At 57.2% G+C, this 13,653-nt stretch carries 11 protein-coding genes; 8 read left to right on the top strand and 3 right to left on the bottom strand.

What is annotated here, in order from left to right:
- Window positions 1-88 precede the first annotated feature (88 nt).
- The 5 genes from L6Q67_RS06395 to L6Q67_RS06380 all read left to right on the top strand — a co-directional run bounded on the left by L6Q67_RS06395 (window position 89) and on the right by L6Q67_RS06380 (window position 7,207).
- Complete coding sequence (locus L6Q67_RS06395; protein ID WP_296566967.1) at window positions 89-1,102, top strand: nuclease-related domain-containing protein; 1,014 nt, start codon at window positions 89-91, stop codon at window positions 1,100-1,102.
- Window positions 1,103-1,344: 242 nt separating this feature from the next.
- Window positions 1,345-2,292: a DUF1837 domain-containing protein gene (locus L6Q67_RS06390; protein ID WP_296566965.1), complete on the top strand. Its 948-nt coding sequence runs from the start codon at window positions 1,345-1,347 to the stop codon at window positions 2,290-2,292.
- 83 nt (window positions 2,293-2,375) lie between these two features.
- On the top strand, window positions 2,376-4,892 hold the full coding sequence (locus L6Q67_RS06385; protein WP_296566961.1) for a DEAD/DEAH box helicase: 2,517 nt from the start codon (window positions 2,376-2,378) through the stop codon (window positions 4,890-4,892).
- Window positions 4,893-4,918: 26 nt separating this feature from the next.
- Entirely contained in the window at window positions 4,919-5,215 is a 297-nt protein-coding gene (locus tag L6Q67_RS24545) for a DCL family protein (protein ID WP_367171628.1), read from the top strand.
- A 216-nt stretch (window positions 5,216-5,431) separates the two neighbouring features.
- On the top strand, window positions 5,432-7,207 hold the full coding sequence (locus L6Q67_RS06380) for a hypothetical protein (protein WP_296566959.1): 1,776 nt from the start codon (window positions 5,432-5,434) through the stop codon (window positions 7,205-7,207).
- 126 nt (window positions 7,208-7,333) lie between these two features.
- Here the strand turns inward: L6Q67_RS06380 and gyrB are convergent, their stop codons facing one another.
- The 3 genes from gyrB to dnaA form a co-directional block, all read right to left on the bottom strand.
- Window positions 7,334-9,808 (bottom strand): DNA topoisomerase (ATP-hydrolyzing) subunit B, encoded by a 2,475-nt coding sequence (gyrB, locus tag L6Q67_RS06375; protein WP_296566957.1) that lies wholly within the window; start codon window positions 9,806-9,808, stop codon window positions 7,334-7,336.
- A 74-nt stretch (window positions 9,809-9,882) separates the two neighbouring features.
- Entirely contained in the window at window positions 9,883-10,989 is a 1,107-nt protein-coding gene (gene dnaN / locus L6Q67_RS06370) for a DNA polymerase III subunit beta (protein WP_296566955.1), read from the bottom strand.
- A gap of 83 nt (window positions 10,990-11,072) precedes the next feature.
- The gene (dnaA, locus tag L6Q67_RS06365) at window positions 11,073-12,533 is read right to left on the bottom strand and encodes a chromosomal replication initiator protein DnaA (protein ID WP_296566952.1); all 1,461 of its coding nucleotides are present in this window, start codon (window positions 12,531-12,533) and stop codon (window positions 11,073-11,075) included.
- 308 nt (window positions 12,534-12,841) lie between these two features.
- Between dnaA and rpmH the strand changes: the two genes are divergently transcribed.
- From rpmH to yidD, 3 genes are all read left to right on the top strand, one after another.
- On the top strand, window positions 12,842-12,976 hold the full coding sequence (gene rpmH / locus L6Q67_RS06360; RefSeq protein ID WP_079434516.1) for a 50S ribosomal protein L34: 135 nt from the start codon (window positions 12,842-12,844) through the stop codon (window positions 12,974-12,976).
- A 103-nt stretch (window positions 12,977-13,079) separates the two neighbouring features.
- On the top strand, window positions 13,080-13,412 hold the full coding sequence (gene rnpA / locus L6Q67_RS06355) for a ribonuclease P protein component (RefSeq protein ID WP_296566948.1): 333 nt from the start codon (window positions 13,080-13,082) through the stop codon (window positions 13,410-13,412).
- Window positions 13,409-13,618, top strand: a complete 210-nt coding sequence (gene yidD, locus L6Q67_RS06350) for a membrane protein insertion efficiency factor YidD (RefSeq protein ID WP_296566946.1) — start codon at window positions 13,409-13,411, stop codon at window positions 13,616-13,618. The genes rnpA and yidD overlap by 4 nt, the downstream gene beginning before the upstream one ends.
- Window positions 13,619-13,653: the final 35 nt, after the last annotated feature.

The raw sequence follows: 13,653 nt of genomic DNA, 5'->3' as shown, positions 1-13,653 counted from the left end.
GGCGCTGGATATGAAAACGCCGGCTGAGGCATTCGCTTTAGCAGCGTGACCTGTGCAGGATTTGGTGGGTCAATACAGCAGTGCATAGATGAAGCGTGGCGTGGTATGCCACGATGGTGCTCACAGCCATAAGGCATGCCCATCCGATCTTCATCCCTCCGCGTCCGTGATCTACAAAGAACTCGATCCCTTTTCCTCCGACGACAAGTTTGCCCGCTCCGGCCGTGCCGCCGAGGAGCAGATGGCCTTCTACCTTAAGCGCTTCTTTGCCAATGACCCGGAGATCGTGGTGCTCAACGGCATCCGGCTGGAACACAGTGGCGACGCCGCCCAGGTGGACCACCTGCTCATCCATTCCCACGGCCTCTCCATCGTGGAGAGCAAGAGCGTGGTTGGGAAGATCCAGATCAAGGACGACGGGCAATGGCTGCGCTGGTTTGGCACCAACCAGTCGCGGGGCGTGGCCTCTCCCATCACCCAGGCGCGCCTGCAGGAGCGCTTCTTCCGCGACGTGCTGGGCAAGGCCTCGAAACGGCCAGACCTTTTCTCCACAATACCTTTCGACCTCTACGTAGCCATCTCGGACAGCGGCATCATCCTGTGGCCCAAATCCGGCCAGGTGGATGGCGTGTGCAAGGCCGACCAAGTGCCCGACCGCATCCTCGCCGCCAATACCGCCCGCATGAACAGCGGGCAGGCCCAGGGCCTCGCGCTGCCCGACCGGCTGAAGATTGCCGAATTCCTGGTGAAAACCAATAAGCCCTTGCGCCCCCACGAAGGAGATGTGAAGGGGGAGGCCAAGGTGGAAACGGAAGTCGCTGAGCTTGCAAAGGCTCAGGAAAGCGCGGTGACGCCGGCCAAGGACAGTCCTGAAACACCGTCAAATGGCCACGCCTGTCGTCAATGCAGCAGCGCGGATCTGGAGATCCGCTACGTCTATTCCTATTACTTCTTCTGCAAGGCGTGTGAAACGAATACGACGATAAAACCAAGCTGCCCGAAATGCGGTGAACCGGGGCGGCTGAGGAAGCAGAAGAATACGTTTTATGTAAAGTGCGAGAAATGCCAGGGGGAGGAGGTGTTTTTTGTAAATGGGGGGTGAGGGGGCGGGGCTCCCGCAGCTACGCACTCAGCATTGATTTCTTTGCTGAGGCTCAGTTGACACATCTCAACAAAACAAAAAAATGCGAAGTTAAGGTGACTAGAGGAAAGTCAGAAATTGATGCCATTCGCGTATCTTCGGGAGCCCTGACTGCTACTGAAGACGTGGGTACGTCGTAAAATCAGCAATTTGCTTTCGTCAGCCCGCCTGAAAACAGATAGGTAACGATAGGAGCATGAAGTTTGTCTGCCATCACCGCCGCCGATCTCTTGTCTGCTTTAACAGGCAATCCTGAAGCACTCGAGGTCCACCTTACCCTCGTAGAGCGAGATGTGGTTATTGACGGTCATTCAGTCAAAATCCACTGTCACTGCCTTACAGTGGATGGAAACGGCCGCGTTCAACCGCACAGGCTGGCGGAGTTCATGCGGAATGCCACTGTTGACTATGCCATCCCGCGCTCGAAGCTAGCTGACGCGAAGGCGCGCGACAATAAATTCAACAGTACAGAGGCAGTCGCTGAACTCATCGAGCGAGCAAAGCGCTCGTTTACCGATCTTGCGAAATCCGGCGAAGGCGGAGAGATGCTGTTATTCCTGCTGGCGGAGCGCTTCCTCAAGCTGCCACAAGTCCTTTGCAAGATGGATCTCAAGACCGATGCACGAATGCACTACCACGGCGCGGATGGTGTGTATGCTGGTGTGACACCTGAAGGCATACTTAAGCTCTACTGGGGTGAATCGAAAATCTACGGAGATGCGAGCGCCGCAATACGAGATTGCCTCAGTTCCCTTGCCCCTTTCCTAACCGAACCCGAGGACGAGGAGGCCGCGCGGGAACGCGACCTATTACTCCTGAGCGACAAGGCCGATCTAAGCAACCCCACACTCACCGCTGCACTCAAGAAGTACTTTGACAAGTCATCAGTGATGTCTAAGCGCGTTCAATACTGCGGCGTAGCCCTTGTCGGCTTTGACGCACCGTTTTATTCGAAGGGCGATGCGAAAGTAGTTGCTGACGAAATCGCTATTGCCTCCCGCACAGAACTTGCGGCTTGGACAAAAAATATTGGAGCGCGACTTAAAACAGAGAAGCTAGATAAGATGGAAATCGAGTTTTTTTGTATCCCCCTGCCCTCAGCTGAAGGTTTCCGGGCAGCCTTCCTGAAGGCAATGGGGATCAAGGAATAATGAGCTTAGTAGACCTCCAATCCTGGCTCCTCCGGGAAGGCATACGAGACGATCTCGATGTGATCACTCGACTTACAGTGCGGATGGAAATCGATAACTTGGCAGCTGACCCCGCCATCCCGTCTGTTGCGACAATTGATTGGCCCAGGTTGCTACTTGCCGGTAGCATTCTGGCGCGATCTGAAGAGCGGACGGACCAAGAAGCTGCACTCCGAATTGCAACTGCTGTAATTTCTCTCAAGGATAATCAAGCACTTAAAGATGCTGGTGCCGTCCTTCTAGGCAAGCTCTCCAACTTTCGGGCCATTGCATTGGCAACTGATCGCAAGTTGCTGTCAGCTGACCTTGACGCACGTCTAGGTGTCGCATTACGACTTGAGGCTCAGCGTCGAGAGATGGACCGTTCTATTCTGGTTCAATCGAGTGGTACCTGGCTACAAGTAAACGATTTCCAGAAACGCTTCTGGACAAATGCGGCGGGGGAACGCTGGCTCTCAGCATCTGCCCCTACCGCTTCTGGAAAGACATTTCTTGTACTTCAGTGGTTAATAGATCAAGTTATTGCAGGCGAGACTCAAGTTGCTGTCTATCTTGCTCCAACTCGCGCACTGGTTTCAGAGATAGAGACCAATCTAAAGGATCTCCTCGGTAAAACCGAACAGGTTGAGGTGTCATCCCTTCCGCTATCAGATAAATACAAAGCCGCTCGCACTGGCGGATCGCGAGTGATTCTGGTCTTCACGCAAGAGCGGCTGCACCTTCTGGCCAACGTACTTGGCGACGCTTTTTTGATTGATCTACTCATTGTGGACGAAGCACACAAAATCGGCGACAACCAGCGTGGCGTGATTTTGCAGGATGCAGTTGAGCGGGCCACCCGCGCTAACCCACGGCTGAAGGCCGTATTCATCAGCCCGGCCACACAGAACCCAGAAGAGTTACTCACGGACGCGCCCCTGGGTGTACAGACCGTCACCGTAGACAGCGATACCACTACCGTCCTTCAGAATTTGATTGTCGCAACGCAGGTACCGCGAAAATCTAAGCTCTGGAATCTAACTCTTCGACGGCAGGGCTCGACACTTCCAATAGGAATTCTTCAACTCGCGAGTACGCCGGAAGGACTCAAAAAGCGCCTCGCATTTATTGCCGCGGCAGCGGGCGAGAAAGGCGGAACGCTCGTTTACACGAACGGGGCAGGAGAGGCGGAAGAAGTTGCGGACCTAATCAGTCAGCTCGTGCCCAAGCTTGAGTGCATCGACCCTGAGCTTTCACAACTTGCCGAACTTGCTCGGAAAGGTGTGCACCATGATTTCCGACTTGCCCCCTTAGTCGAAAGCGGGGTGGCATTCCACTACGGCAATATGCCTTCGCTAATCCGACAAGAAATAGAGCGACTTTTCCGGTCGGGTAAGATTCGATTCCTTGTCTGTACTTCAACACTGATTGAGGGTGTAAATCTATCGTGTCGAACTATAGTGGTCCGAGGACCGCGAAAAGGAAAAGGTCATCCGATGGAACCGCATGACTTTTGGAACCTAGCTGGTCGCGCAGGCCGATGGGGCGATGAGTTCCAAGGAAACATTATTTGTATCGATCCAGAGGATACAAGAGCCTGGCCTAGCGGTGTTCCCAACCGTGCCCGTTATCCAATAAAACGTGAAAGTGATGCAGTTCTCGAGTTTGGTAACGGCATGTTGGACTATCTATCCAAGCGAAGGCTATCGGACATGTCCAGCCTTGATGACATGGATAAATACGAGCAGGTTAGCGCCTATCTCCTTGCTACCTTCATGCGGTTAGGCTCGATATCAGTGGCTGGTCTAGCAAAACGCCATGACAAAGGCTTAATTTCGAAGCTTGACGAAGCTCTTGATGCACTGGTAGCGCAGATTGAAATTGACGTTGATCTTGCAGCGCGGCATCCAGGAGTGAGCGCGATTGGCCTTCAGCGCCTTCTTGAAGCTTTCCGTGCATACGCAGGTGATGTTGAAAACCTACTTCCGGCTGAAGTTGCGAGCAATGACAGCTACGACCGGTTCGTTACTATCATGGGGAGGATAAATGAGCACTTATTTCCCGCTTTCACTCCTGCAGGCCGTATTCGGCTATATGCGTTGATCGTCCTTAAATGGCTAAAGGGTTTCTCGCTAGCCAAGATCATCCGCGATAGCATCGAATGGCATCAGGAAGCCGGCAGGTCTTTCAGACTTCCAGAACTTATTCGCGGCACGATGGAGCTAGTAGAGCAAATCGCACGGTTCAAGGCACCCAAATACCTTTCCGCCTACATGGACGTGTTGAACCTGTATCTTCGGGAGATTGGTCGTGACGATCTTGTCGATGAAGGTTTAGATGTCGGAACACAACTCGAATTTGGCATTTCATCAAAGACACTTCTCTCGCTCATGGAGCTTGGCCTCTCCCGCATGAGCGCTGTTTCTTTATACGAGAAGATTGCCCGTGACGACCTCAGTAAAGAGGGATGCACAGCTTGGATTATGGAGCGGGTTGGTCAGTTCCAAGCAATGGATATTCCAACCATCATCATCCGCGAGGTGCGCGACCGTCTTACCTTACCTAGTGACTTAGCCACCTAGTATCATCATTGAATTGGAGCTCACACATGCCCGCAAAGCCGATTAGCCTAGGTTCCATGCACTTCGCCAAGAGAGGGGATGCAGTAGCATATTTGAAGGATATGCTCCACCGGTACGATGTGGGCGACCGAGTCAATGCAAACGACGCAGTGATTTTGAGAGCGGCGTTGGAGCACCATCCAAACGCCGCCAAGAAAATAGGATGCGGGATTACCGACTTTAGCGTTAGAACTGCTGATTTTGGTACCAAGTGCTTTTGGGTGAATCGTTCCGACGGAACTACTGAAAAATTTTCCATTACTGGATCCATTCACGGAAGCTAAGTGAACTTGCTTTGCGTACATTTTCTGAAAAACTAACACTAATAGCTCAGAAATCTGTATCGGGCCTAGCAATACGATGCGGAAGTGAATTACAGAAAATCCCTTAAAAGCTATGTGAGCTTACCCCGGAGAGCTTGTAGAAGCATGCGCCGCAACGGATAAGTTTATGAAATCAAGACGATCTCCCAAACGATACATTGACATAAGGCTCTCTGGATGCCACACCGCCTACTATTGACAAGAAATGCTCAGTTTTGTGTCCTTAAAGACGGTGTAGATCCGGCTGAAGCAATCGAGGCGCTCCTAAATGCCGCAACCGCAAACATGACGCCCGGTGGAGAGTTCCTGATCAATGAGTTCAGATTATTGAGGGAAATTCCTGCATCAAATTATTTTTATCGTTTTTCGGTCTGCGTTTTCCCTACTGATCGCGATGTGTATTTTTGGGGAGGGGAGAAAATCCGAGATCGAATCTATGCTTTTGCACTTGTTTTCGAAGTTCAGGAGTTCGTCGTGTTGTTCAAAAAGTCGTGCGCGAATTTTTCAGACATTTTCGAAGAAAGTCTCAGCCTCGTAGACTCTAAAGTACTCAATTCGACTTTTTCGGATAACAGTGTTGATTTCCAAAAAATATCACTTAGAAACATGACCGTATCCGAGCGCGCACTGCGCGCCCGGTCGTACGAGGCCGCAGACTTGAAAGGTTTGCTGTCATCACATGCGGCAGGTCGATCTATTCCATATTTCCTGAAGATCCGCGATGGCGACAACATTAAATCGATATCCGCGAATTCAGCGCGGATAGTTGAATCGTCCGAGCGCACGGGAATCGATGAAATTGCATTATGGGTACGACAACAGATTTATCTGTTGCAAAATCCCACACCAGACAAAGATTTTCTTGAATCGTTCGCTAAACAGGTAGCTCTTCAAGAAGTCTTGGCTGAGACACAGCCAAATGCGATCCTAATCGAAGGATCTACGGTTTACGACCGCCTTCATGAAAAGGGATTGCCTCTTTTCTTCAAAACGCGGGCGGGGGAGCTGGCTGCGCTTCCCGCTCGTATACAGAAGCGATTGTTTCGTGCTCTCGAAGTAGTCTATGAAGTTAACGGTGAATTAAAAATTATCGGGCTAGAAGAGACGTCAAGGATTCGAGTAAATTCAAAATCAATAACATTCTCCTCTACACCTTTACAAAGAATACGTGTCTGCGATGCCGGAAAAGATATATCACTCCAAAAGTACATACTAAAACATGGACTGTATAGCGTCTGCTTTGCTAATCCAAAATTCATGTACTTCATGGGAAGATGCTTTGAGGATGCGGCGGGAGTTGCAGAAATCGAGAGTATTCTCGAACTACTGAAGCCGATTGACGTTATTACTGGCGTTCAGAGTGAAAAAGGTTGCGTTAGCGCGACCTTGGAAAACTTCGACGATGACTGCATGTTCGGTGTTGTCGAAACACTTCACGCTAACGACGATTTTGTTTTCTGCGATGATCTTGGAAATGAATGGGCTGATCACATCACGTTGAATAGGGGGGATCCATGTATTAGCTTCGTGCATTCGAAGCACGGGTCTCCGAGCACGTCCGCAAGCAATCTACATGATTTGGTAGGCCAAGGGATAAAGAATCTGGGCAACATGTATTTCACCCGTGAAGGATTCTTGAAAAAGCATCAGGAGAAGTTTTCCGAATACTATTCTCGCGATGGGATTCAAACTAAAATCGCCCGAACCCGTAAAGCCATCAATGAACCAATAGAAGCATATATTCAGTCGCTGTTATCGGACTACCGCATATTACGTAAGTGCGTGCTTTCGTGTTCCTTTCTCTCTAAGGACCAGGTTACCGAGGCATTCAACGCAATGAAGACCGGACAGGTAGTGCGGGGCAACGTCATTCAACTGTTTTGGATACTCTCGTCGTTTGCACATGCCGCGAAGGAATACAACGTAGTGCCAATAATTTACTGTCAGAAGTAATCTGATTACATCAACTGAATTTAAAAAAAGCCACCTTGTATATAAGATGGCTTTCATTGCAGATCAGATTCCCCCGAAATCTAGATTTTTTAGGAAAAATCTAGACAATCGCGGGATCCTACACGCTCACACATCCAGATTCCTCGCAAACAGCGCGTTCTCTTCAATAAACGCCCGGCGCGGTTCCACGTTGTCGCCCATCAGCGTGGTGAAGATCTCGTCCGCGGCAATGGCGTCGTCGATCTGCACGCGCAGCAGGCGGCGCACTGCCGGGTCCATGGTGGTTTCCCACAGCTGTTCGGGGTTCATTTCGCCCAGGCCTTTGTAGCGCTGCTTGGAGAGGCCGCGTTCGACGTCGGCGAGCATCCAGCGGATGGCTTCGGCGAAGCTGGTGACGGCTTGCTGCTTTTCGCCGCGGCGCATGACGGCGCCGGGCTGGATGAGGCCGGAGATGGATTCGGTGGCCTGGCGGATGATGCGCCAGTCGCCGGAGCGCAGGAAGTCGCCGTCGATCTGGGTGAGCTTGCGGTTGCCGTGGTGCATGCGGGCAATGTTGAGCGTCCAGGCTTCGGCGCTTTCGGTGTAGACGGCTTCGATGCTCACTTCGGTGCCGACGGCGGCTTGCAGGCGGGCGGCGGAGTCGCGGGCGGCGGCTTCGTCTTCGACCGACAGGGGCAGGTCGTTGGCCAGCAGGGCGTGGAGGACGGAGGGGTCGATCCAGTCGGTGAGGCGGCGGATGACGGCTTCGGCCAGCAGGTAGGTGCGGGCGAGGCCGGCCAGGGCGTCGGAGTGGATGGTCTCGGCGCCTTCGGCCGGGGTGAGGATGGCGCCTTCAAGGCCGAGCTTGAGCAGGTGGGCGTTGAGCTCGGTGTCGTCCTTGATGTACATCTCGTTCTTGCCGTGCTTGATCTTGTAGAGCGGCGGCTGGGCGATGTAGATGTGGCCGCGCTCGACGAGTTCGCGCATCTGGCGGTAGAAGAAGGTGAGCAGCAGGGTGCGGATGTGCGCGCCGTCCACGTCCGCGTCGGTCATGAGGATGATGCGGTGGTAGCGCAGCTTTTCGGGCTTGAAGTCTTCGGTGCCGATGCTGGTGCCCAGGGCGGTGATGAGGGTGGCGATCTGCTCGGAGCTGATGAGCTTGTCGAAGCGGGCGCGCTCGACGTTGAGCACCTTGCCGCGTAGGGGCAGGATGGCCTGGAACTTACGGTCGCGGCCCTGCTTGGCGGAGCCGCCGGCGGAGTCACCCTCGACGATGTAGATTTCGCACAGGGCGGGGTCTTTCTCCTGGCAGTCGGCGAGCTTGCCGGGCAGGCCGACGCCGTCGAGCACGCCCTTGCGGCGGGTCATTTCGCGGGCCTTGCGGGCGGCTTCACGGGCGCGGGAGGCTTCGACGATCTTGCCGCAGATGGTCTTGGCGTCGATGGGGCGCTCGAGCAGGAAGTCGGCGAGCTTTTGTGCGACGACTTCTTCGACGGCCGGGCGGGCTTCGCCGGAGACCAGCTTCATCTTGGTCTGGGAGGCGAACTTGGGGTCGGGCATCTTGACCGAGAGCACGCAGGCGAGGCCTTCGCGCATGTCGTCACCGGAGATGTCGACCTTGGCTTTTTTGGCGATCTCGTTCTCTTCGATGTACTTGTTGATGACGCGGGTCATGGCCGCGCGCAGGCCGGTGAGGTGGGTGCCGCCGTCGGCCTGGGGGATGTTGTTGGTGAAGCACAGCACCTGTTCGGCGTAGCTGTCGTTCCACTGCATGGCCACTTCAACGGTGATGGGCACGCCGTTTTGCAGGGATTCGCCGCTGGCGTGGAAGACGGTGGGGTGGAGCACCGACTTGGCGCGGTTCACGTATTCGACGAAGCCGGCCACGCCGCCGGCAAAGGCGAAGTCTTCTTCCTTGCCGGTGCGGCGGTCGATCAGGCGGATCTTGACGCCGTTGTTGAGGAAGGAGAGTTCGCGCAGGCGCTTGGCGAGGATTTCGTAGTGGTATTCGACGGTGCCGAAGATCTCTTCGTCGGCCAGGTAGTGCACTTCGGTGCCGCGGCGGTTGGTATCGCCGAGGATGCGCAGGGGGCTGGTCTCGATGCCGTCAACGACTTCGATCAGGCGGTCGACGGCGTGGCCGCGGTTGAATTCGATGCCGTGCTTCTTGCCGTCGCGGCGCACGGTGAGGCGCAGCCACTTGGAGAGGGCATTCACACAGGAGACGCCCACGCCGTGCAGGCCGCCGGAGACCTTGTAGGAGTTCTGGTTGAACTTGCCGCCGGCGTGGAGCACGCACATGACGATCTCGGCCGCCGAGCGCTTGGGCTCGTGCTTGTCGTCCATCTTGACGCCGACGGGGATGCCGCGGCCGTTGTCGGTGACGGAGATGGAGTTGTCGGCGTGGATGGTGATGACGATGTCGTCGCAGTGGCCGGCCAGGGCTTCGTCGATGGCGTTGTCGACGACTTCGAAGACCATGTGGTGCAGGCCGGTGCCGTCGGAGGTGTCGCCGATGTACATGCCCGGCCGCTTGCGCACGGCCTCCAGCCCTTCAAGCTGCTGGATGCTGGATTCGTCGTAGTTGTCGGCGGGTGCGGGTTGTTGCGGCGTATCGGACATGGCGTTCTCGGTTCAGCGGGTACAGCGGGGACGCCCCCGGCGGGGGGCGCGCAGACAGACGGTGCGGCGGTGGATCAGATCCGCATGGGCATCACGACGTACTTGAAGTCGGCGTTCTCGGCGAGGCCGAAGAGGGCGCTGGCGTTGCCGTCGTTGAAGCGGATTTCGATTTCGTTGGCAGAGACGTTGGTGAGCACGTCGAGCAGGTAGGTGACGTTGAAGCCGATGTCCAGGCTGTCGCCGCTGTAGTCGACTTCGAGTTCTTCCAGGGCTTCTTCCTGCTCGGCGTTGGTGGACACCAGCTTGAGGCTGCCTTCGGAGAGCATCAGGCGGACGCCACGGAACTTCTCGTTGGTGAGAATGGCGGCGCGTTGCAGGGATTGCAGCAGGGCCAGGCGGCTGGCCTTGACGAGCTTGGGGTGGCCCTGGGGGATGACGCGCTCGTAGTCGGGGAACTTGCCGTCGATGAGCTTGGAGATGAGTTCGATGTTGCCGAAGCGGAAGACGATCTGGTTGCCCACCAGGGTGACTTCCAGGGGGTCGTCGGAGTCGGCCAGCTGACGGGCCAGTTCGACCACGGTCTTGCGCGGCAGGATCACGTCGGTGCGGGCGTAGTCGCCCACCAGCGGGGAGGCAGCGTAGGCCAGGCGGTGGCCGTCGGTGGCGACCATGCGCAGCAGGTTGCCGGCCACCACGAGCAGCAGGCCGTTGAGGTAGTAGCGGATGTCCTGCTGGGCCATGGCGTACTGCACCAGGGCGAGCTGCTTCTTGAACGCTTTTTGCGTGGTGGTGAAATGCACGCCTTCGCCTTCCGGCGGGGCCAGCCGGGGGTAGTCGGCGGCGGGCAGGGTCTGCAGCTGGAAGCGGCTCTTGCCGGCCTTGAGGGTGATGCGCTTGTCGTCGAGGGTGAGGCTGACGTCGGCGGTGTCGGGCAGGGCGCGCAGGATGTCCTGCAGCTTGCGGGCACCCACGGTGATGGCCACGTCTTCGGCGCCGAGGGCGGCGGAGGTGCTGTTGCGGATCTGGATCTCGACGTCGGTGGCGAGGAGGGTCAGGGAGTCACCCTTCTTCTCGATCAGGACGTTGGAGAGGATGGGCAGGGTGTGGCGTTTCTCGACGATGCCGGATACCGATTGCAGCGGGGCCAGAAGGGCGTCGCGGGGCGCAGTGAAAAGCAGCATGGACTCAGGTCTCCAGTATCGTATTTAGAGGGGCAGGCGCGCGGTGGGCGTCCATCCGGCAATCTTGGGGGCGAAAGGTTTCATCAGCCGCGCAGCACCTGGGTGAGGACGTGCAGGTCGTGGTTGAGCTGGGTGTCGCCGAGTCGTAGCTCGGCGATGGTGCGGCAGGCGTGCAGCACGGTGGTGTGATCGCGGCCGCCGAAGGCCTCGCCGATGGCCGGCAGGCTCATGGGGGTGAGATCCTTGGCGAGGAACATGGCCACCTGGCGCGGCCGGGCGATGACCCGGGTACGCTTCTTGGAGTGCATGTCGGCGACCTTGATCTTGTAGTAGTCGGCCACCGTCTTTTGAATGAACTCGGCGGTGAGCTGGCGGTTGTGGGCGTTGAGGAGGTCTTTAAGGGCTTCCTTGGCCACCTCCAGCGTCACTTCCTTGCCGTGGAAGCGGGCAAAGGCCAGCACCTTCTTGAGGGCGCCTTCGAGCTCGCGCACGTTGGAGCGGAGGTTCTTGGCGATCAGGAAGGCGACGTCCTCGTTGAGGGCGATGCGCTCGACTTCGGCCTTCTTCTTGAGAATGGCCACCCGCATTTCCAGCTCGGGGGGCTCGATCTGCACCGTCAGGCCCCAGTCGAAACGGGAGATGAGGCGGTCTTCGAGGCCCTGGACGTCCTTGGGGTAGGTGTCGCTGGTGATGATGATCTGCTTCTTGGCCTCTGTGAGGGCGTTGAAGGCGTGGAAGAACTCTTCCTGGGTCCGGTTCTTGTTATTGAAGAACTGGATGTCGTCGATGATCAGCACGTCCAGCGAGCGGTAGTAGCGCTTGAAGACGTCGAAGGACTTTTGCTGGTAGGCGCGCACCACGTCGGCGTAGTAGTCCTCGGCATGCACGTAGCGGATGACCTTGCGCGGGTCGGCCTTGAACACGGTGTTGCCGAGGGCGTGGATAAGGTGGGTCTTGCCCAGGCCGACGCCGCCATAGATGAACAGCGGGTTATAGGACACGCCCGGGTTCTGGGCCACCTGCAGGGCGGCGGCGCGGGCCAGGTCGTTGGCGCGGCCGGTGACCAGGGTGTCGAAGGTGAAGTCGGGGTTGAGGCGCGACTTGTCGTAATTGGCGACATCGGCGGACACCGGGGCTTCGGCAGGGGCGCTGCGCATGACCGCGGGTGCCGCAGACGGGCTGCTGCCATTGGCCGGTGCCGGCGCAGGGGCCGCGCCGGCGGGGGCTGGTGCACTGGGCGGCGGAGGGCTGGCCCGGCGCAGACCGCCGGCGGGAGCGAGGCTGACCTCGATGGTGGGCAGACCGCCGAAGAACTCCTCGCCCAGCTCTTCGATGCGACGCAGGTAGCGGTCACGCAGCCATTGGCGATGGAAGTTGGACGGTGCCACCAGACGCAGTCCGGCGTTGTCGTCACCGGCAAGCTCTTCGGCGCGAAGGGGGAGGATCCAGGTCTTGAACTGCTGGGCGGGGAGTTCCTGCTCCAGGCAGTTCAGGCAATGCGTCCAGAACGCAGCGCATTGGGGCGACGATGAGGCTTCGGGCACGATGATTGGGCGGGTGGGTTTCGACGGCAGAACGCGCACCGGATGGACGTTTCCGGATGACCCCGGCTTGGGGCCGGAGTGGCCAGAATCGCGCGCGGGAAGCGTTTGGCCAAACGCGTATTGTACCTGCGCAAAGGGGACTTATCCACAGCTGCGGGTGGCCCTTTGGACAGTGCGCGCGGGCCTGTGGAAAGTTGCGGAGGCGCACGCGCGGGCTGGTGTTTGCCGGGGGTGGATAAAACCTGCTTGACAAACAGTGGGTTAACGTATCAAATTGCGCGTTTGACTCAACTTTTCGGGCACGAAAAATGAAACGTACTTACCAACCGTCCGTCGTCCGTCGCAAGCGCACCCACGGCTTCCTGGTCCGCATGGCCACCCGTGGCGGTCGCAAGGTCATCGCCGCTCGCCGCGCCAAGGGCCGTCATCGTCTCGCCGTCTGAGGCTCGCCCCCAGGCCGATCCTGATATTCCTTCCCCGGCAGGCAGCAGCAGTGGCCCGTCGGATGAAGCAGAAAACACGGCAGGGTTCGGCTTCGGCGCGTCTTTGCGACTGCACAAAACGGATGAATTTTCATCCGTTTTTGCTTTTCGGCGTGTCGTTCGCGGGCGCTACTTCGCGCTCCACTACTGCCCCGGTCAGGCCGGCACGGCCCGGCTCGGTGTGGTGGTGGCGAAGAAGCTCGCCAAGCGGGCGGTGCAGCGCAATCTGCTCAAGCGCATCGGTCGCGATGTGTTCCGTCATGCCTGTGCAAGCCTGCCGCCCTACGATCTGGTGTTACGATTGTCGGCCAAGGTTGGTGACGTGAGTAAACGCTCCCTGCGCGAAGACATGCTCGCTCTGATTGAACGCCTGCCCAGGCAGGGTGTGATCAAGTGAAGCGGCTTGTGCTGGCGCTGGTCAGGGTCTATCGCTACGCCATCAGCCCCATGCTGGGACGCAACTGCCGTTTCGTGCCGTCCTGTTCCGAATATGCCCTTGAGGCTGTCGAGCGCCATGGCACCCTGAAGGGGTCGTGGCTGGCGGCGCGGCGTGTGTGCCGCTGCCATCCGTTCAGCGCGGGTGGCTACGATCCGGTACCCTGAGCAGCGCTTGCAAACCCTTCCGCCCCAAACTCCTT

The sequence above is a fragment of the Zoogloea sp. genome, from assembly GCF_023150065.1.
Lineage (GTDB): Bacteria > Pseudomonadota > Gammaproteobacteria > Burkholderiales > Rhodocyclaceae > Zoogloea.
The sequence above is the reverse complement of the archived record's forward strand: the minus strand, read 5'-3'. Positions and strand labels throughout refer to the sequence as shown.

What these genes read in the sequence shown, in the direction of transcription:
- L6Q67_RS06380 (WP_296566959.1), top strand. Translation starts at nt 5,432, where the DNA reads ATGCCACACCGCCTACTATTGACAAGAAATGCTCAGTTTTGTGTCCTT.
- dnaN (WP_296566955.1), bottom strand. Translation starts at nt 10,989, where the DNA reads ATGCTGCTTTTCACTGCGCCCCGCGACGCCCTTCTGGCCCCGCTGCAA.
- L6Q67_RS06395 (WP_296566967.1), top strand. Translation starts at nt 89, where the DNA reads ATGAAGCGTGGCGTGGTATGCCACGATGGTGCTCACAGCCATAAGGCA.
- L6Q67_RS06385 (WP_296566961.1), top strand. Translation starts at nt 2,376, where the DNA reads ATGGAAATCGATAACTTGGCAGCTGACCCCGCCATCCCGTCTGTTGCG.
- L6Q67_RS24545 (WP_367171628.1), top strand. Translation starts at nt 4,919, where the DNA reads ATGCCCGCAAAGCCGATTAGCCTAGGTTCCATGCACTTCGCCAAGAGA.
- rpmH (WP_079434516.1), top strand. Translation starts at nt 12,842, where the DNA reads ATGAAACGTACTTACCAACCGTCCGTCGTCCGTCGCAAGCGCACCCAC.
- gyrB (WP_296566957.1), bottom strand. Translation starts at nt 9,808, where the DNA reads ATGTCCGATACGCCGCAACAACCCGCACCCGCCGACAACTACGACGAA.